21 protein-coding genes are annotated in these 19,166 nt (G+C 51.8%); 16 read left to right on the top strand and 5 right to left on the bottom strand.

Annotation, left to right across the window (positions count from 1 at the left end):
• Window positions 1-648: 648 nt before the first annotated feature.
• Window positions 649-882 carry a hypothetical protein gene (locus ACR0L1_RS17360; protein WP_010442296.1) on the bottom strand — a complete coding sequence of 78 codons (234 nt, stop codon included), beginning with the start codon at window positions 880-882 and terminating at the stop codon, window positions 649-651.
• Between the two features lie 135 nt (window positions 883-1,017).
• Here ACR0L1_RS17360 and ACR0L1_RS17355 point away from each other — a divergent pair, with 135 nt between their 5' ends.
• From ACR0L1_RS17355 to ACR0L1_RS17305, 11 genes are all read left to right on the top strand, one after another.
• The gene (locus tag ACR0L1_RS17355) at window positions 1,018-1,770 is read left to right on the top strand and encodes a Crp/Fnr family transcriptional regulator (RefSeq protein ID WP_480860063.1); all 753 of its coding nucleotides are present in this window, start codon (window positions 1,018-1,020) and stop codon (window positions 1,768-1,770) included.
• A 445-nt stretch (window positions 1,771-2,215) separates the two neighbouring features.
• The gene (locus ACR0L1_RS17350) at window positions 2,216-2,524 is read left to right on the top strand and encodes a hypothetical protein (RefSeq protein WP_170336653.1); all 309 of its coding nucleotides are present in this window, start codon (window positions 2,216-2,218) and stop codon (window positions 2,522-2,524) included.
• A 3-nt stretch (window positions 2,525-2,527) separates the two neighbouring features.
• The gene (locus ACR0L1_RS17345) at window positions 2,528-2,881 is read left to right on the top strand and encodes a hypothetical protein (RefSeq protein WP_170694906.1); all 354 of its coding nucleotides are present in this window, start codon (window positions 2,528-2,530) and stop codon (window positions 2,879-2,881) included.
• Window positions 2,871-3,725, top strand: coding sequence for a hypothetical protein (locus ACR0L1_RS17340; RefSeq protein ID WP_480502706.1), 855 nt, complete (start codon window positions 2,871-2,873; stop codon window positions 3,723-3,725). Before ACR0L1_RS17345 ends, ACR0L1_RS17340 begins: the two co-directional genes overlap by 11 nt.
• 92 nt (window positions 3,726-3,817) lie before the next feature.
• Complete coding sequence (locus ACR0L1_RS17335) at window positions 3,818-5,017, top strand: N-acetyltransferase DgcN family protein (RefSeq protein WP_480502707.1); 1,200 nt, start codon at window positions 3,818-3,820, stop codon at window positions 5,015-5,017.
• Entirely contained in the window at window positions 5,014-6,135 is a 1,122-nt protein-coding gene (locus ACR0L1_RS17330) for an alanine/ornithine racemase family PLP-dependent enzyme (RefSeq protein WP_480502708.1), read from the top strand. Before ACR0L1_RS17335 ends, ACR0L1_RS17330 begins: the two co-directional genes overlap by 4 nt.
• 165 nt (window positions 6,136-6,300) lie before the next feature.
• Window positions 6,301-6,435 carry a hypothetical protein gene (locus tag ACR0L1_RS17325; protein WP_269149748.1) on the top strand — a complete coding sequence of 45 codons (135 nt, stop codon included), beginning with the start codon at window positions 6,301-6,303 and terminating at the stop codon, window positions 6,433-6,435.
• Window positions 6,436-6,514: 79 nt separating this feature from the next.
• Window positions 6,515-7,087 (top strand): hypothetical protein, encoded by a 573-nt coding sequence (locus tag ACR0L1_RS17320; protein WP_170521931.1) that lies wholly within the window; start codon window positions 6,515-6,517, stop codon window positions 7,085-7,087.
• Window positions 7,088-7,643: 556 nt separating this feature from the next.
• On the top strand, window positions 7,644-8,276 hold the full coding sequence (locus ACR0L1_RS17315) for a tyrosine-type recombinase/integrase (protein ID WP_170769014.1): 633 nt from the start codon (window positions 7,644-7,646) through the stop codon (window positions 8,274-8,276).
• 1,639 nt (window positions 8,277-9,915) lie between these two features.
• Window positions 9,916-10,605, top strand: a complete 690-nt coding sequence (locus tag ACR0L1_RS17310) for a hypothetical protein (protein ID WP_170717691.1) — start codon at window positions 9,916-9,918, stop codon at window positions 10,603-10,605.
• Window positions 10,606-10,679: 74 nt separating this feature from the next.
• Window positions 10,680-10,928 (top strand): ParB N-terminal domain-containing protein, encoded by a 249-nt coding sequence (locus ACR0L1_RS17305; RefSeq protein WP_170353732.1) that lies wholly within the window; start codon window positions 10,680-10,682, stop codon window positions 10,926-10,928.
• Here the strand turns inward: ACR0L1_RS17305 and ACR0L1_RS17300 are convergent.
• The 3 genes from ACR0L1_RS17300 to ACR0L1_RS17290 all read right to left on the bottom strand — a co-directional run bounded on the left by ACR0L1_RS17300 (window position 10,920) and on the right by ACR0L1_RS17290 (window position 13,106).
• On the bottom strand, window positions 10,920-11,933 hold the full coding sequence (locus tag ACR0L1_RS17300; protein ID WP_480502710.1) for a fatty acid desaturase: 1,014 nt from the start codon (window positions 11,931-11,933) through the stop codon (window positions 10,920-10,922). The two genes, ACR0L1_RS17305 and ACR0L1_RS17300, sit on opposite strands and share 9 nt — an antisense overlap.
• A 72-nt stretch (window positions 11,934-12,005) precedes the next feature.
• Window positions 12,006-12,212, bottom strand: coding sequence for a cold-shock protein (locus tag ACR0L1_RS17295; protein ID WP_170430361.1), 207 nt, complete (start codon window positions 12,210-12,212; stop codon window positions 12,006-12,008).
• A 504-nt stretch (window positions 12,213-12,716) separates the two neighbouring features.
• Complete coding sequence (locus ACR0L1_RS17290) at window positions 12,717-13,106, bottom strand: MerR family transcriptional regulator (RefSeq protein ID WP_170499190.1); 390 nt, start codon at window positions 13,104-13,106, stop codon at window positions 12,717-12,719.
• A gap of 98 nt (window positions 13,107-13,204) precedes the next feature.
• On the opposite strand from ACR0L1_RS17290, the gene ACR0L1_RS17285 reads away from it, so the two are divergent.
• Together ACR0L1_RS17285 and ACR0L1_RS17280 are read left to right on the top strand one after the other, a co-directional pair.
• Window positions 13,205-13,528 (top strand): hypothetical protein, encoded by a 324-nt coding sequence (locus tag ACR0L1_RS17285; protein ID WP_170499188.1) that lies wholly within the window; start codon window positions 13,205-13,207, stop codon window positions 13,526-13,528.
• Between the two features lie 4 nt (window positions 13,529-13,532).
• Entirely contained in the window at window positions 13,533-13,751 is a 219-nt protein-coding gene (locus ACR0L1_RS17280) for a GDCCVxC domain-containing (seleno)protein (RefSeq protein WP_480502711.1), read from the top strand.
• Between the two features lie 354 nt (window positions 13,752-14,105).
• Here ACR0L1_RS17280 and ACR0L1_RS17275 read toward each other — a convergent pair whose 3' ends face one another.
• The gene (locus ACR0L1_RS17275) at window positions 14,106-14,675 is read right to left on the bottom strand and encodes a TetR/AcrR family transcriptional regulator (protein WP_170773681.1); all 570 of its coding nucleotides are present in this window, start codon (window positions 14,673-14,675) and stop codon (window positions 14,106-14,108) included.
• A gap of 124 nt (window positions 14,676-14,799) precedes the next feature.
• Between ACR0L1_RS17275 and gntH the strand changes: the two genes are divergently transcribed.
• From gntH to ACR0L1_RS17260, 3 genes are read left to right on the top strand one after another with little or no spacing between them, the layout of a single operon-like run.
• A complete protein-coding gene (gntH, locus tag ACR0L1_RS17270; RefSeq protein WP_480860060.1) occupies window positions 14,800-15,993 on the top strand; it encodes a guanitoxin biosynthesis MBL fold metallo-hydrolase GntH in 1,194 nt (397 codons plus the stop codon).
• A gap of 53 nt (window positions 15,994-16,046) precedes the next feature.
• Window positions 16,047-17,813: a hypothetical protein gene (locus ACR0L1_RS17265; RefSeq protein ID WP_480860058.1), complete on the top strand. Its 1,767-nt coding sequence runs from the start codon at window positions 16,047-16,049 to the stop codon at window positions 17,811-17,813.
• 52 nt (window positions 17,814-17,865) lie between these two features.
• Window positions 17,866-19,089 carry a HupE/UreJ family protein gene (locus ACR0L1_RS17260; RefSeq protein WP_480860056.1) on the top strand — a complete coding sequence of 408 codons (1,224 nt, stop codon included), beginning with the start codon at window positions 17,866-17,868 and terminating at the stop codon, window positions 19,087-19,089.
• The last annotated feature ends 77 nt before the right edge of the window (window positions 19,090-19,166 follow it).

The following is a 19,166-nucleotide window of genomic DNA, read 5'->3' as shown; positions in this document are numbered from 1 at the left end:
AAAGCTCTTAGCATTGTTGGTCCAAATTGGGCGTCGAAAGGTGGAGAAAACCCGCCTTCCAAAACGGGATAAGGCAGAGGTAATACAATGGTCTCTGCCACCGTATCGATCCGGCACGCGATGGATCACAATAGGCCGCTTTGGGCTCGAAGTGGACATTCGCCGCGCCAGGCATGAATGACTGCTCTGCGGGACAAACCGGACTTGTGCGATTGCGGCAATTGCTGACGCGGCATTGATTTGCTGTCGCAGCACATTCATCGCTGCGTTGCAGCTGTTGTCGCCAGACCGGTCATTCAAAGCTATGATGATGCGATACTATCAAACTGTAGTTTCGAGGCACATAGGATCAGCAACTTAGACGCCGAACAAAGCCAACGTTTGCGTTGTCGCAGGCAGTGCAGCAGGACAGGCCATGCGGGCCTTCAGCCAGTAAGAAAATTCTCGTTGTGGCTCATGCAGGTGGCGGGGAAGAGGGAGTAATTCGCGGTCGTGGAATTTTTCATTAAGTTGAGATATTGCAGAGATTGGATCTTTGGTTCTTGCTTCGTGTTTGAATTGATCGGGAACGAAGCACCAATAGTGCTTCTATTTGTTGTTATGCTTTTTTGACGAGCGTATTCTTGTTTTTCTGACAGGAAATTAACGTTACTGCCGAACGCGATAGCCGGAAGCAATGATCTTGTTTATCAGAACAGCGGCGGCCTGGTGCATGTCCTTTTCATCGTTATTGCCGACCGCTGTTTCGTGGACAGCAGCTGCGTCATGCAGAACTCCCACAATTTCATGTTCGGGCAGAAGCTCACGATCTTTAATTGCAAGCAAAAGCGCTTCACAAATTGAGAGTGCGGCCATTCCTGAGTGGTCTTGCCGGTCAGCCATGGTAGACGTCCTTTTTTAACAGGCGTCCAAGCAAGGAAGCGCCACAATGAATTGCATCATACTGGCATAGATTGCTGTATACTTAACTGATCGAAAGCAGTCTTGGCGTCGGATAGTTTCGCGGGCTGCTCATCGATGAAGGAAGAACACTTGCGCACTATCAAAAACAGTCCACTCACCCGAAAGCTTTCAAACTTCGTCGCTCTGACTGAGGTTGAACTTGCGGCATTGGCACGCCTGCACAAGCGTCGCGGAACCTTTGAAGCCGGACGTGACCTTGTGCATCAAGGGCAATCAGAGCAGGCTGCCTACATTCTGGCCTCGGGCTGGGTTTGTTCCTACAAAACCCAGACTGACGGGTCGCGTCAGATCGTCGATTTCCAAATACCGGGTGACTTTCTGGGCTTGCGAAGCGTTCTGCTGCACACCTCGGATCACAGCATAGAACCAATCATGGAAATCCAAGCCATTGAAGTAGTAGTGGATGATCTCCTGGAAGCATTTGCGCAGACGCCCCGGCTGGCGACAGCAATTCTTTGGGCGGTCTCCCGAGATGAAGCGATGGTGGTTGAGCACCTGGTCAACATAGGACGGCGCGATGCGGGTGAGCGCATGGCGCATTTTCTTTTGGAACTTGGTGTGAGGCTGACTCAGGTCGGGATGGCAAACAAGACGGGATACACTTGCCCCCTGACACAATACCACCTTGCCGATGCGCTGGGACTGAGTGCCGTGCATGTTAATCGTGTCCTACGGCAACTGCGGGAGAAGGGGTTGGTTACTTTTCAATCCGGGCAAGTGGTATTTGATGATTATGAAGGACTGGTGACGTTGGCCGGTTTTGACCCCACTTATCTGGATCAGGCCGGGCCACTGTTGAAGCAATAAGTTCACCCCTACAGCGATGCCGGGATTTTGATGATCGTTGCCTGTTAGAGACGGAATTCGCTTCGGCAGATTTGGGATTTCACTGAAAAAGAAGCGCAAGATAAATACAGTCCGATTGCGGTACTGGATTTCCTGCGCTTCTCAATTACTCGTTAAGAACACGCCAGCAAATATCCCGCCAACATACATCACGTTGCCGGAATCCAAACATCGTTGCACTGACGCAGGTTAGTCAATTTTTTACAGTACCTGATCCTCGGGCACCAAATGCATTTGAAATTCCAATAAAATCTCAGGTCATTGGTCGAAGACTAACATCGATCAGCGCGCGTCTGCCATTTGCACATTATTCTAAATTACAACGCCAGTACTACCGCAGCGCTTACGAGCGTGTACCGCGGCAGACTGCGCGGGGAAGATCCAACAAACTATATGGAGGACCAAGGTGAGCACGAGATCGTCCAGTTCTTTGGTGACGTTTTCAAATCCGTTCTCTTTGTCCGGCTACCCGGATGAACTTCCTGCAGGCGAGTATGAAGTAGTTGTTGAAGAAGAACTACTACAGGGCCTGAGTTTCGAAGCATATCGCAGAACCGGAACCTACCTGACAGTTCAGGGCAAAGGCAGCAAGCCAGGCCGCACGGAAATGCGCCCAATTGACCCAGAAGATTTTGAACTGGCGCTTAAGCACGACCAGACCTTGGCCACATCTAACAATGACAGCGATGCGGCGCTTTCCCCGCAGGAGGAATAGATTATGAACACGCCCGAATGGCTTAAACCCGGAATCTACGGTGCTCTGATCGGCGGGGTTTTCGTAGGCGTCGTTGGATTTTCATGGGGTGGATGGATGACCGGCGGTAGCGCGGACAAGATGGCCAACGCCATGTCCCGCGATAATGTAATCGCTGCGTTGGTTCCGATCTGCGTCGACATGGCGAGAACTGACACTCAACGCGCCGAAAAAATAACGACGATCAAAGAGGCTTCTTCTTTCAAGCAGAAGGATGCCGTCATGGCGGCTGGCTGGGCAACGGTGCCGGGATCCCAAACTCCTAACAAAGACCTGGCGCAGGCCTGTATCGAGGGGCTGAACCTGGATGGATCGTAACTCAATCACTCAACATTCGGACAACGCCGTTTGCATCAGGGCAAATCGAAAAAATCAGTACCGGTTTTGCGCTCACTTAATGGCTGCGTTGTTTGTTGTCGTCTTCAGCGGTTTGGCGGGCTCCTTTATCTCATCAAGTCCCGCATCGGCCGAAACAAATTCGATCCCGGATAACGCGCATCCCAAAAAGTATGGCGACGGTTGGGAATGCGATTTGTCCTATCGGTTGAAAGGCGAAGAATGCGTGGCCATTGTCGTGCCGGGAAATGCCTACCCCACAAACAGAACCTATGGCTCAGGGTGGGCATGTATGCATGGCTTTGTTGAAGTTGGCGGCACCTCATGCACTGAAGTGATTGTGCCTGAGGGTGGATATCTCGATCCATCAGGTGAGAGGTGGCGGTGCCTGCGTGGATACACAAGAGTAGACGATAGCTGCCAGAAAATCGTGGTGCCGGATAATGCTTACCTAACGAATAGCACTTATGGATCTGCATGGCGTTGCAACCGTGGCTACGAAAAAGACGGAGAAGCATGCGTGGCAGTAGCGGTGCCGGAAAACGCTTTTCTGAACGCATCAACCAGCGGGCGTCCCTGGACGTGCGAGCGTGGGTATTTTGAGCGCGACGGACGGTGCGATGCCGTGTTTGTGCCTGAAAATGCTTTCTACGATGACGCGATCCATGGAGTTGGATGGAAATGCGAACGTGGCTACGAGGCGTCCGGTGATCGCTGCAATGCAATCGAGCTACCGGCAAATGCCCATATCGACCGATCCGGCAATGGGTGGCAATGCCACAAAAACTATCATCGATCAGAAGGGCTGTGTGTTCTGAACCAGTGAGAATTCAGACAGAAAGCCCACTTTCCCAAACTTCACAATTTTTGCCCGTCCTTACCAAGGACGCGCGTTTCACACTCTAAAAAGGAACAAATATGAAACCCGTACCCATTGTGTCGGATGCCAAGCAGTTCATTGCCAGCGATGCGCAAAAGCTGGCGCCTGAACAAGCAGTTTTTCCAGAGCTTCACCGCAAGACACTCGTGACAGATACACCGACTGCAATTGTGTATTGCGAAGGAAACTTCGCAAAGATCGATGGCAAGACGGCTAATGGTCTGGTTCGACATTCACAGGCCTATCGCGTTCTTTCGGTGATCGACAGCACGTATGGCGGTTGTGACAGTGGCAAAGTGCTTGATAATTTCGCAAATCAGGTTCCCATCTTCGATGATCTTGATGCCGCCGTCGCTAATGAAGCTACGATCCCCGACACTTTTATTTACGGAATGGCGCCGGCCAGCGGCAGAATGTCCCTTGAGGATCGCGAAGTTGTTGTGGATGCGATAACGCTCGGAATGAACATCGTGAGTGGACTGCATGAATTTCTTAGTGATGATAAAGAGCTCGCCGGATTTGCCAAAATTCACGATGTCACGATACGCGACATTCGCAAGCCGCGGCCCAATCCCGACCTGCGCCTGTTAGATGGCAGTATTGGAGACGTCCAGGCGATCCGCATCGCGGTGTTCGGCACCGATTGTGCAATTGGAAAGCGTACAACCGCGACAATCCTGACATGTTCCCTTAACGCGCATGGGATCAAAACAGTTTTGGTCGGTACCGGCCAGACAGGATTGATGCAGGGCGCCAAGTATGGTGTCGCGATGGATTCGGTGCCGCCGCAATTTTGCTGTGGCGAGCTTGAGCGCGCTGTTGTTGCAGCATCTGAAGATGAACACCCGGATGTCATAGTGATCGAGGGCCAGGGGGCGCTAAGCCATCCGGCCTTTTGCACATCAGCATTCATTCTGCGAGGCAGTCAGCCACATGCAGTTATTCTTCAACACGCGCCTAAACGAAAACGTCGATGTGATTTCCCCAACATGACTATGCCCGACCCTTGCGATGAAATCACCCTGATCGAGGCTTTTGCGAACACAGAGGTAATTGGCATGACGATCAACCATGAAGGAATGAATGATGTTGAGATTTCAAAGGCCATCACAGATTATAACTGCAAATTGTACCTCCCGGTCACTGACGCTCTGAACCGTCCTTCATCAAACTTGGTGAACATGGTTCTTTCTGCCTTTCCGCGTTTGCAGCACGTACCTGTAACGACGATTGAATGAGCAAGCTGCGTATCGACATTGATCTGAGCAAAATTCTTTACAACACACGGTTCCTTGTCGATCGCCTTAGACCCCGTGGAATTACGGTTACAGGCGTGACAAAAGCCGTGTGCGGTCACCCTGAGATTGCGAATGCTATGCTTGAAGGCGGCGCGACAGGGCTGGCGGACGCGCGGATCAGCAATATCATGCGTATGCGCGATGCTGGAATCTCGTGCTCCATATCCTTGATCCGAACACCCATGCTGAGCCAGGTCGCGCAAGTTGTTGATTACTGCGATGTAAGCTTCAACACAGAGATGGACATTATCGCAAGCCTGGCCATGAGTGCGCTGGGAAAGAACATTACTCACAACATTATCCTGATGGTGGAAATGGGGGATATGCGGGAAGGAATCCCGCCTGAACACCTTGAAAGCACTGTGTTTCAAATTCTTAGAATGGAAGGTATTTCTCTGAAGGGGATTGGCGCAAATTTTGCCTGTCTGGGTCATGTGGCACCCTCTGCAGAAGCAATGGCATTGCTTTCGTCGCTTGCCGTCGATACCGAACTTGCAAGTGGACCCGCTCTGGAAACAGTGTCAGGCGGCGGTTCTGCCAGTTTACCATGGGCGCTTGGCAAGGGGGCGACCGGAAAGATCAACAACCTGCGTCTGGGTGAGGCTATCCTGTTGGGTACCGATCCTGTATCCGGGCACGCGATCGGCGGGCTTTATACAGATGCTTTCACTCTTTGGGCGGAAGTGATCGAAACGAAAGCCAAATCAAACCCAAATCCCGTGCGAATGAACTACCCTATACCTTCAATGCAGTGTGTGACTTTAGACGGTCCTTCGAATACTCGGTCGATCCTTGCGATCGGACTCCAGGACACCGATGCGGCGGGTCTTGTATTCCCTGCGGGCGTCACGTTCGTCGGAGCCACCAGCGATCATATCATTGTTGAAACCACTGATTGTCTGCTTCGCCCTGGTGGCGAGGTGAAGCTGAAATTGAACTATAGCGCGCTCTCGCGCGGCATGGCTGCACCCGATGTAGCAAAAGTCTTCCATGGTGATGGCGCATTGGTTGACTGCACCGCAGCGAACACTGATCGCCCATATTCGAAGCGAAAGTAGCGCGCCAGGGTTGCCGCCGCCTCGGTTCTGCTTCATCCACCCGTCTTATTCTACGGCTTTACGTAGTAAATTGGGCCACCAATACCTATATTGGTGGTACCCGCATTCACTTTTCACACCCTATCTGGGCTCGTGAGTGTTGCGGACAATCAAAGGATCAAAATGATGTCTTTCAAAGACCTTACGACCAGAGCGGCTGCCGCACTGAAGGAAAACGATGCGGACGCGTCAAAAAAAGAAGTGACTTCGAAAGGGCAGGACGCCGTCCCCGAAAAATCAAAGCCTAAACCTCAAAACTGATAATACCCTGCCGGGAGCGGGTGGCTTGTTCTTGTTTACATCTCCGAGCGAGCGGTATCAGCAAAGGAGAACTACCCAAATGAACCAACTAATCAGCAAGACAATCGCAGTCTTTTCCAGGCCGTTTACTTTCCCTGGCTTTGACGAATTACTCCCGGCGGGCGAATACGACATAGAAACTGAGCTTTCCGCACCACCAGATTATTTGGATCCAGAAGCCTGGAAAGCATCAGTGCTAATCTTTCTGCTTCCACGGAAATCTCACCCCGGTCTGGCGCGAACGTTGACCGTTTCTCTTACTGATTTGGAGAGAGCCCGCGCAAGGGATAAATTGTCTGCGAAGGAGTTGTCGCAATTCCTGCTCGACCAACTCTTGGCCGATCCGATGGTGCAACTGATCATGGAAGCTGACGGTGTGTCTGAGACTCAACTTCGGCACCTCTACTCGGAGTCGCTCATTTCTGAGGCAGACGACGGATCATCAGATCAACGAGCCATACCACGAGGATGCGCAAGCGGTTCTCGGTATGCTTTCGCTGTCCAAGCTGCTGAGAACGAAGGAATGCCAGTTCGTCCTATTAAAACCCCTCGGATTACAGGCCGTCCCATCGGACAGTCTGAACCAGGCAGCTCCTTCAATCTCAAGGCTTAGGGCTCGGAACTTTCTTTTCCAGTCGCTGTATAAACCAAAACAGAAATCGAGGCTAAGAACTGATGGAAGACTTCGACAACGACGCAGATACGATCATGGCTCGCGCCCACAATGACGTGCCGCAAGAACGCCCGTGTCTTCGTTGCAGAACGCCATTCTGGAGCGAAGGGTTCGGAGAGCGGATTTGTCGACGCTGCAAGGGGTTGAGCGCGTGGCGAAATGGCGTATCAGTAAGCCCTGGGTTAGCTCGGCGTCGCTGATAACCTGACGCCGGTCTTTCCAGCTTTTCTGATCATGTCTCATTTTATCTTATTAGTGCTGACCCGGGCCTTTTAACGTGGAACCCGATCGGTAATCGGTGCTGAAGACGAAGCGTACGCGCGGTTTGGACTCGAACCGTTCTTATGTGTAGTGATATGGGCTCAAGCCGCCTAATGCACACACTAAACCATGCCAGTATTCATAATCGGACAGCAGGCATTCACGCCGCTTGTACTATTCGGTGGTCAGCGCGGTGCTGTTGCTTGGGTGCGGAGGGTGGATCGGAGTGCAAAAAATGCCAAGAGTCCAACTACCTGCAGTCACCCCAAAACCCAGAGCTTGGAACAAGGGGCGGATCATCGGTCAGAAACGACCGCTACTCCCAAAACAGGTCTGGGCGATCCGTGCCCGGCTCGAACTTTCTGGAAATCTGCGTGATCTCACAATGTTCAACGTCGCGATTGATAGCAAGCTACGCGGCTGCGATCTGGTCAAACTCGCTGTGACCGATCTTGTCAAAGACGATCGCGTCCGTGAGCGTGTTTCGGTGATCCAGAGCAAAACCAAGCGATCTGTTCAATTCGAACTGACGGAAAACACGCGAGAAACTGTATTGGTATGGGTAAAATCACCGGAAATGTTTGCTAGCCGGTTCATGTTTCCAAGCCGATTCCATGATCGACCACACATCTCGACGCGCCAGTATGGCAGGCTGGTTCGAGACTGGGTGACCGGAATCGGATTGGAACCGAGCGGATATGGCACGCATTCGCTTCGCCGAACCAAAGTAGCTGAGATCTACCGCAAGACAGGAAATCTCCGCGCGGTCCAACTTCTGCTTGGGCACACAAAGGTCGATAGCACCGTGCGATACCTGGGCGTTGAATTGGAAGACGCGCTAAGCATTGCAGAGCGCATAGACATCTGAGACAGTTTGGCGAGCGGCGCTGTCGGTCGCCAATCCATAGTGGTTCTAGTTCTTTTAAGCAGGAGTGGGACGTAGCGTGCCCTGAGCGGAAGTGTCAAAATCTTGTTGCGTACGCTCGCAGCACAGTTTTCTCGGCTCAGGCGCAATTTACAGGGTGCGGGACCGAGCGGCCATTTGATCACGCCGCGAGCACTTGTGCAGAAGCGGCGCGAAAATCGCTGCGTTGCAGCCAATGTCATCAAGCCAGTCATTCCTAGTTACGGGGAAGCCTTGATCACATACTCCTCTTTCGCCGCACTCAGGCCAGACAATTTCTTTCGGTAGTTCACCAAGGATCTTGGTCACCGGCAGTTTCAAAAACTACCTGCCCTGGCGGTACTTGCATTGCGACAAGGGAAACTTCCTTGACTCTATTCTGGCTAAGGACCACAAAAGTGCATTGGTGAAAGTTACTCGTCGCCGCGATGCTGCCGGCTTCGATGATCCAATGGCCTTCAGAATAACTGTAGCATATGCCCCAGCATAGGAACGGGTTTCGCTGGGGTCTTCGCTATGAGCTCGTTCCTCACATGCATTCGCAACTGTCACCTGACATGCGCCAGCCATCGCGTGACCCATGAAAGAAAGCGCCGTATGAACAACACATGGCTCATAAATTGCGTGCTTGATGCCCGATAGATCAGGTCTCAGGCTCCGTTTCAATCAGTCATTCATCCTGTTTGCGCGCTGCATTCTTTGTTTGATCCCGACACTCTTGGTGTTGTTCTCAGGGACGCAGCTTCCTGCCCAAGTCGCAGGCAATGCCGATGGATCGGTTTGTGACCAAGGTTTCGAAAACAAGAACGGATCGTGCCAAAGAATAGACTTACCGGAAAACGCATATTTGACGGGTAGCTCCTTTGGCAGCGGCTGGGAATGCAATCATGGTTTTCAGATTGTCGGAGAACTCTGCGAGGAGATAAGAGTTCCTGAAAACGCCTATCTTGCATCAACCGGAGACCGATGGGAGTGCAACCGGCTGTTCCAGCGCGTCGAGGACGAATGTGAAGAGGTGATTTCACCTCAAAATGGGTACGTCGAAACCCGGTTTGGCGTGCAGGAATTACACTGCAACTGGGGATTTCGTAAGGAGAACCAGGATTGTGTTGCAATAGAAGTTCCAAAAAACGGTCGTCTGAGCGACAAAAGAAGCTCGGATGGGTGGGTATGCCTCAGAGGCTACAGGGCAGCTGAGAGCGGCTGTGAGCCTGTGGCCGTTCCACTGCATGCATACCTTGCACCTGAAACCTATTCCGGATGGAAATGCGAACGTGGTTTTCGCGCAAACCGGGACAGGTGCGTTGCGATCCTTGTCCCTTCAAATGCTCACTTAAATCGAAGAGGTGATGGTTGGGAATGCAAACGGCCATTCACACGACAGAACGATACGTGCACCGAAAATGTGCCGCGACAATAGGTTGGTGGAAATCAATATCGACCGACATATCCGGAAGGACCAAGCCGTGAACCATAACTCGATTAACGAAAACTTGGGTAAAAGCCTCAAGGCTGAAAAGGCGCGTCGCCGGTCCTACGGGATTAAAATATCTGTGGCGTCGGCGGTGCTTGTTGCGGCCATAATTGTGGCGGTGTTTCTCTGATGCGTAAAAATGCCCCTCAAGTAACTCTTCCCAGTTCAAAGATGTCAGCTCATGGTCTGGAACAAAGAGCGTTTCAGGACCGCAGTGTTCGTAAGTCGCGGAACGCTGACGTATCAGGAGTGATTGAGGAAGAATTTGGAAAGTACTTGATTAAGGCTGGCGTTCTGAGCGGCAATAGTGTTGCACGGGCATTTCCCAAGCCGCCGGCTAAAACGCAGGCAATGATTGCCGACGCAGTTGGAGAAACACCAGCATTGGCCATTGAGGCCTTAAAAGAAATTCTCGAAGAACGAGACAGAAAGCGTAGCGGTCAACGCCGTTTGGAGGGAAACTCCGGCACCTTCGTTCCTAGTGAAAGAGAATATGCAGAGGCATTACGCCAGATCAGGCTCACCGCCGCGCAGGTCACATTGCTCAAAGCACTTACAATCGCAGGCAAGGACGGTCTGACCATTGGTCACTTGTCTCAGGCGGCCGGTTACAAATCGCGCGAGGCCTCAATCAAGGTCTTTAAGAAAATCGGTCTATTGATTGCGGAGTATCTAGAGCTCGAACTTCCCGAAGGCGGATCGGTACAGAATGATGGCGCCGCTCAGGTCCTGGCATTTTCTCACATCGAAAGTGACGACGAGCCAGCAACTTGGATTATGCATCAGGAACTGCGCGACGCTGTTCGTTCGGTTCTATGACGTACGCTACAGCCCCAGCTCCTGTAGCGAACTTCGAACCGGAACAAATGCACGAAAGGTTGCTCACGTAGCTTATGTTGGAGAAAAGACCATATCCGCTCGACCTGATCTATGTACCTGTGAAACGGGCGAAAACGCTTGATCAACAAAAAGTTCTGACGCTGGCCGAAGATATCCTGAAGAATGGCCAGAAGACCCCGATCCAGATACGCGCTGACAACAAAAGGTTCGTGCTGATTGAAGGTCTTCACCGACTAGAGGCTATCCGCGCCCTCGGCGGTGATACTATTGAAGCCTATTTGGTCCGCGCCAGACTACACTAAGCTCTTTTTGGGATTGGCGTTTGACAAAGCCTCTGAAAAGGTCATCAGGCGCTGACTTTTTTCATCCCAAAGATGCAATCGCGCACAATGAAGGCTCTGATATAGAGTAATACGCTGGCAGTTTTCCAACTCAGAATGGTCACGCAAAACTTCGTTTAGCCGATAGAACGGTATGCGGCTGGCGAGGTGGTGAACATGGTGCACACCAATGTTGCCAGAGAACCACCGCAAGATGCCAGGCAAGGCATAGTGAGAACTACCATAGAACGCGGCGTTCTGAAGGTTCCAGCCCTCTTCCCGGTCCCAGGTCGTGTGTTCGAACTGGTGTTGAATGTAGAAAAGCCAAATACCAATCGATGATGCGACAATCACGGTTGGCAGGAAAACACACGCCACCACCTCAAAGCCTCCGGCCCATAAAATCAGAGCCAAGAACCCTGCAATTGCGGCGTTTGTTCCCATCGCACTTGCCCAATACAGCCAGCCCGACCGCATGAAGCCAACAGGTAAGCGGTATTGAATAAAGAACGTATAGATCGGCGCAACACCGAACAGGAAGACGGGGTTCCGGGTCAGACGATACGCGGCACGCCCGAACCAATTCCGTTTCAGGTATTCCTCAATGGTCAATGTAGGGATGTCACCCATACCACGCCGATCAAGGTTACCGGTTGAGGCATGGTGAATCGCATGGCTTTGCCGCCAAACGTCATAGGGTGTCAGGGCAAGAACACCCAGAACCCGGCCGGTCCAATTGCAAACAGTGCGACTTCTAAAGAAAGATCCATGACCGCAATCATGCATAATGATGAAGATACGGACCAGAAATGCGGCATTCAGGACGGCCAGTAAAAATGCGATCCAGACACTAAAATATAAAGCCATCCACGCTAGAGCCCATAGCGCGAATAAGGGGACAACGGTGATCGCAATTTCATAAATACTGCGCTTTGCATCGGCAACACGGTATTGCGCGAGCACCCGCGTCCAGTCTTTAGGTTGCAACTGACTTTTTCTCCAAGGGCTTTTAGCAGCCCATTGTGCAAACGGGCACCCCATAAGGGTGCCCGTAAAAGGTCAGGCCAGTGCCAGATTGGCGGCGCTGTCGCGTCCGTCACGGCCAGCTTCGACGTCAAAAGTGACCTTCTGGCCGTCTTTCAATTCGCTGATGCCGGAACGTTCAAGTGCTGAGATATGCACGAACACATCGCGCTTACCATCTTCAGGCTCGATAAAGCCAAAACCTTTGGTCGAGTTGAACCATTTTACTGTGCCATTTGCCATGGTCGAAGTCTCCTAATACTTGCCGCCCGCATTATTGCGGCGACTCGGCGTGGTCGGTCTGAATCGAAAGACTGAACGCCGAGTTTGGGAGACAGCAGGTCGAAAAAGAAAAACGTAAGCCTTGTGTATATGGACTTTGAGTACACACGATACAAGCCTTGATACAATGGAAAGCAACAGAAGATCTGAGTCTGCCTAGCCCAATTTGGGACAAAGATAAGCAGAACGCATTGCTCTGCGTTTCGGAAATCAGAGGTCGGCTTCTGATAAAACCTGCCGAATGCGTATGCAGCAAACTGATTGCTCAGGCACGGCAGGTAGGGCTCACTGTCCGAAATCGCCGCGTGCTTCAAGAACACCGTGGCCAGGCACAAATGTTCGTTGATTGATTGAAACATTACTAAATCAACGAGTTGACCTCTCTAACGAACGGTAGATTCTGCGCGGCCCGAATCTTGGGTCATGCTGCGTTGGCATAGGGCGACTGCGAGCCTCAAAGTGCCATTAGTAGGTCCGTATCTGCGTAAGCATCGGGCAAGAAACGTTACCGATGTTACAGTTGGCCGTAAGTTCATTCAGGGCGGCCTCCAATCGCTTAAGTTCGATTATCTTCATACGCACATTGGAGATATGAAGCTCGGCCAGTTCCTTAACGGATTGGCAATCCTCGCTATCACCTTCGGACAGGTTGAGAAGCACCTTTGCATCGGCAAGCGCAAAACCCAAGTCTCGGCACTTCCTTAGAAAACAAAGCCGTCCCACATCGTGCGCAGAGTACATGCGTCGATTATTCGATGCCCTTTCTGGTTTCGGCACGATCCCTTCGCGTTCGTAGTAGCGGATAGTTTCAATTCCGACACCGCTTTGCCGGGATGCCTCCCCAATCGCAAACATGTGAGATTTCCTGTCTTGATCCTGTAGTGGCTACAGAAGTTATACGAGAGGTTGTTGTCTCTACAACTCCGCGCGACGTAGTCCATCAGGGAAACAGAATGCAGAAGTATCTTAGCCTCAGCTATTTGGGATCGCTATCAGCGCTTGGCGTCGCGACTTGCTGCGTTTTGCCCATGATGATGATGTTACTGGGGCTGGGCGGCAGTTGGTTGGCAATCTTTGGGAAGGTTGCGGCAGCGAGTTACTATGTGCTGACGATTTCAACGGCACTCGTCGCGATATCGTGGCTGGTATCTTATCGGCGCGGTTCCTTACCGACGTTAAAATGGCGGCTTGCAGGAACAACTCTAATCACCGGCGTGGCTTGGGTCGTTGTGTTTAACGAGGCACGGATTAACGATTACCTGATCATGCAGATGTGAGACTATGACAAAACAAACTGTAGTCCTAGAAAGCACCCTGATTTGCCCGAAGTGCGGCCACAGCGAAACCGAGCAAATGCCAACGGATGCTTGCCAGTGGTTCTATGAATGCAAGTCGTGCAAAACAGTTTTGAAGCCGTTGGAAGGCTACTGTTGTGTTTACTGTTCATATGCGACGGTCCCGTGTCCACCAATTCAGCTAGGCGATAGCTGTTGCGGATGAAGTGAAGGACGGCTTTGTTGAGCAAACTGTGAACTGCCGCCGCGAGCATCGCTGCTATTTGCATGAATGACAGTTCTTTCCGCTGCTTGGCCGCACAAGATATTCGGCAGTTGCAATGTTGTTACTGCTACAAGCGCATGCAGCAATAAAATCCAGGGTACAGGTTGGACTCATAGCGGGCATTCGCCGCATCTAGCACCTAAGTCTGTTAAGCGGACGAAGCGGACCTTGATGGTCACAGACTGAACGTCGGCTTCTGGCATTGTTGCGTGATCTGTTTCTACAGGGCAATTAAAAATTGTCTGTCCGTTTCGAGCAAACTTACAATGCCGGGCAACTTTTTTGTTCTATCTTCTACTTTCCGACAAGAATTGCGTGTTCCCGTTCTATAACCTTTTCCCAATCGCCTTGCGTTTTCAGACCGGTCGAAGAGTCTCCCATTAGCGAAGTCACCATCAGTCTTCCGCGCGCTTTCGCTTCTTCTTTCGAAAACCCGGCCTGTTCAAACATCCAGGCGGCGAAGTGGAACCGTTTGCCGATGGTTCTTTGATACGATTCTTTCACCTTCTCATCGGTGTTCGCCCACACTGAGACAGCGTGATCCGGCAAGGCGGCGTCCTCTTCTATGACCTTTTTCATAAGAAGAAGAATGCGGTCTTCCGGGGGACCGCCAAATGTCTTTGCCTGTGCGATCACTTTGTCAGTCAGTTCCTGCTCCCAATATCTGAGAACCTCATCCAAAAGCTCTCGGACGTTCTTGAAATGCCAGTAAAAGCTACCGCTTGTCAGGTTCAGTCGCTTTGCCATTGGCACGACTTTTATCGCGGAAACGCCACCCTCGTTGAGGACTTTGTAGGCCAGCAATATCCAGTCTTCCTTGGTCGCGGCGTTTTTGGGTGAGGCTCGGGTGGCAGTTTCTGACATTCAGATTATAGCATTCATTATTTGACATAGAGTAGTCTATGGTCGTACCGTAGAGGAGTCTATGGGCAACTGGGAGTTCACGACATCGTGCTCTCAGAAACGCCATGCAGAAATGGGGGGATCAATGAAAAGCATTATGAATTCCACGACTGGCGCACTATTGGCTTTGGGTTTGTCGTTGGCTGGCACCGCTTCAGCGCAAAATGCGCTGCCGACTGGTCGAACTGCTTCTGTAATAGAAAATGGTGTTTATCCAGCGTCATACTTTCCCAACACTGAAATCCTTGGCGCGGATGAAATGCGTATCACGGCATTGGGGACGGGTATGCCAAACCAAACCAAGGCAGCCGTCTCGATTTCGTTTTATGTGGAACTTGGGAATGGGGACGTTTTTCTTTTTGACGTAGGAACTGGCGCAACGGGAAACCTGTTCTCGCTGCGACCGGACTTTGCGAAGATCGACAAGGTCTTCTTCAGCCATTTGCATGTTGACCACGTTGGAGATTTCATGGCCCTCCACGTTGGGGGGTGGCTTTCAGGCAGATATACCCCGCTCCGCATCTTCGGCCCGTCCGGATCAGAAGATGAACTGGGCACTAAAGCCTATGTTGATGGCATGTCCAAAGCTTACGCCTGGGATTTGGCCACGCGAACGGGCGCACTGCCCGATGACGGCGCCAAGCTTGAAGTCACTGAATTCGATTACATGCAGGAAAACGAGATCGTTTATCAGGAGAACGACGTCACGATCCGGTCTTGGCCTGCGATCCACAGCTTAGATGGCTCGGTAAGTTATTCTCTGGAATGGAATGGACTGAAATACGTCTTTGGCGGAGATACTTACCCAAACAAATGGTATGTAGAATATGCCAAAGGGGCGGACATCGCTTCTCACGAGGCGTTTCTTCCACCTGATGCTTTGGCCCCGTATTTTGGCTGGGACATGAAACAGGCGACCTATGTAGCTACGCGCGTTCATACCGAACCTGCGGCCTTTGGCAAAGTCATGTCTGCGGTCGAGCCGCGTATGGCCCTCGGATATCACTCTGTTCTTTCACCAGAAAATTATCAGGCGATTTTGGAAGGCGTCCGTTCGACTTACGATGGGCCTCTGACGCTCGCACGAGATCTACAGGTGATCAACGTGACCAAGGACCAGATCGTTGTTCGGGAAGCGAGTGTTGATGACTATGCGTTGCCACCCGCTGTGAGCGACGAGTACATCAATGCCCCGCGTTCAAAAGAAAAAGAGCCGTCTGACAAAGTCAATGCGGGAAAATGGGAGGGTTACACGCCACCGCCAATGCCGGATAATTAACCTTCAGGGTGAACAAAATTCCGATTTGGCAGTACCCGTACCGACTATTCCTGATGCTGGGCCTGGTGGCCTCAGGTGCACAGGCCGTTTCGGCGGATGTCGTTCTGACAAACGGTTCAGAAGTTGCCCCCAATATTGCTGTCCTTCATGTCAAAGAGGATGGGGTCTACGTCGACCTTGAGATCTATGTCGAAGATATTCCGTTTTTTGCGGATATGTTGCCAATAGGATGGTCATCAGATTTCGTCGGGGGTGAGCCGGAGGCTGAACAAGATACCAATCAAGGTTATGCGCAAGCCGAAAGCCGGGCGCTTTCGATTGTTGCAGGCGACGAACGGGTCCTAAACGCTGATATCAGAAAGGTGGAATACCGAACGCGCATAGACCGGGCCGCGCCGCTTGCAGGTCAGCGCGATCCATTCTCGGGGCAAGTTGTTCCCAGCCCGCCAAAAGATCCGCGCGTTTTATTCGCGGAAGTGTTCTTTCCGTTTCAAAACTTAGTTCCCAAGGAGCTGACTATAGTGCCGCCATCGCGGCTTGGTGAACCACTGGCGACTATCGGGATGCAGGTTTTTGACCGTGAGGTTCCGGTCACGGATTTCAGCTTCTTGTCAAAGCCAGCAGAGTTAAAGATTCACTGGCCTGATCCGTGGGATAGCCGCTTTTCTGCTGAAAGCCTGAATCGAAAAGCGCAGGACGGGACATCCACCTTTCTTTACATCGAACCTCGTGAAGTTCGTCATGAAACACTGATCCGCTTGCGTGAACTAGCGCCTTGGATTGATGAAACCACGGAAGTGGGTCAAATGCTTTCGCCACAGCGCAGCGCCTTGATCGTAAACGAAGCGGCGTCCTTCCTGGCGTCTCGTAACCCGGTGACAATTGATGGCAAATTAGTGCAACCGTCAAACGCTACAGCAAAACTCCTGGAGCTAACATCGCAGGGTTATCAGGTTGTCGAGCCTGGAAAGGAAGTGTCTGTGAACAATGCGTTTATCGGAGCTATCCTGTCGTTCTCATCGGCAGACCTTCCCGATCAGGTGACGGTCACATGGGATATGTTTGACGAGGAAATTTCCCGCGTTGCGACCATTTCAAACGATATCGCCGGGCCATTCTTTGGAGCTGTGAAACCGGCAGATCCTCAATTTCACTGGCAGAACCACTTGCTCCAATACGAAAGAGCATCTGTTACTCAGATTCCAGTTGAGCAGAAGACACGGCAGAACCCGGCAATGGCTTTGATCTCCGGTATGATCAGTGCCGCATCAATTGGTTTTTTCCTTCTGTGCAAGGGCAAAGTTGCAAAGCGCGTCAGTTGCGTAACCATGATTGCCGCAACATCGGCAACCGTCGCATTTTCGGGATATTTGTCGGAGGTACCGTGGAATAAGCCCGAGCCCCCTAAGCCGCAGGTTGCGGAAGATATACTGCGCTCAATGGTCGAGAACTTGAGCACGGTGACTCTGGAAGTTTCGCCGGCCGCAAGAAAGTCAGAGCTGGCACATATTGTGACGGAAGCGTCTCTGAGTGACATCGCAACAGAGGTTGAACGTGGTCTCGCGATCCGAACGCCAGGAGGCAGTCTTGCAACGGTTACTGATATCAGCGACCTGAAATTGGAGCGCATTAACCCGACCCTCAAGCCGGGAGGATTTAGTGCCCTGACCAAATGGACAGTGAAAGCACAAGGCGGTCATTGGGGGCACGCCCATATGCGCGCCGTTACGTTTCGGGTGCTGGCGGAGGTCATACCTGAGTCAGGCCATTGGAAGCTGGATGGATTAACTGTAATCGAGGCTCGCGATCCAAATGCATAAGTATTTAAGATCACAGGTTTTTGCTTTTGGTGCTCTGTTTGTCGGAGTACTCTTGTCACTGACGCTATCAGCCTCGGCGCATTTTTTGCTTAACCTCAACGTTCGAATTTCGCATGTCGAGCATTTCGAAGACGGCCTACGTATCTACATGCGCACGCCTATGCCTTATCTGGTTGCAGATAAGGTCGGTGATCAGAATGGTGATGCCTTGCCGGATGCTGCACCATTCACGACCAATGCCATGAGCGACGGTCAGTTGGTCCACTTTGTCGACTTGCAGGCTGCCATGCGCGATCCCAATGGGCTAGGGCAACTCGCAGAAGGTGGATTACATCTGTTGGTCGACAATCGGCGCCTAAGAGGAACAGTTGAGACCATTCGCTTGCATCGCGTTGGAAATGAGCCCGGATTCGCAACTTTGGCCGAAGCTCAGAAGGCCGTGGAAACCGAAACGGCCCTCCTGCCACCGCTTTTTGTTGGTGACACAATTGTCGATCTCGTCCTGTATTATGACACTATCGGCCCGGTGCAATCGTACAGCATTGCCAACGTGCTGGACCCCGATTTGCCGGATCAGGACCAAACGGCCAACCTCATTCTCGACTACGCGTCAGACACACCTCAGATTTTCCGATCTCGGGGTCTGATGACTGAACCATTGCTGATTCAGAAGAAGGGGTATGGAGGATTCCTGAGTTTCGTCTGGGAAGGCATACGACATATCCTCGAAGGGTTGGATCATGTTTTGTTTGTTGTGTGTTTGGTCATTGGGGCGCAGACACTCAGGGCGCTATTGCTGCGTGCAACCGGTTTTACCTTTGGGCATAGCGTAACCCTGTCGCTGGGGTTTTTCGGGTTTGTACCATCGGGCGCGTGGTTTGTTCCTGCCGTCGAAACCGGGATCGCGCTTTCTATCATTTTTGCAGCCGTCGCGGCGTTTGTGAGTTTTAAGGACAATGCGCGCTCTGAAGCCACGATGGTGCTTCTGACAACGCTGATTGGCCTCTTGCACGGGCTTGGGTTTAGCTTTGTGTTGCACAATATCTTGCAGATCACATCTCCAAACATCTGGCAAAGCCTGCTTGCTTTCAATCTTGGCGTCGAGCTTGGCCAAGTTGCCATTATTCTTGCACTCTGGCCTGCCTTGATAATGTGTCGGCGCGTGAACTCCAGTTTGTGGATGTCCCTAAGAGTGGGCTTAGCCGGTGGATGTGCGGCTATCGCTTCCTATTGGACCTTTCAGCGAGTTGCCGAAGTTTATTCCGCGTTGGCTTAAAGTCATTTCGATGGCGCGTGCCGCGCTGGTCACCTGGGAGAAAAGCGGACATTCGGCTGTTCCGCAGCATAAGACAG

Source organism: Ruegeria sp. J8 (assembly GCF_056531925.1).
This window is presented reverse-complemented; position numbering and strand designations above follow the sequence as displayed.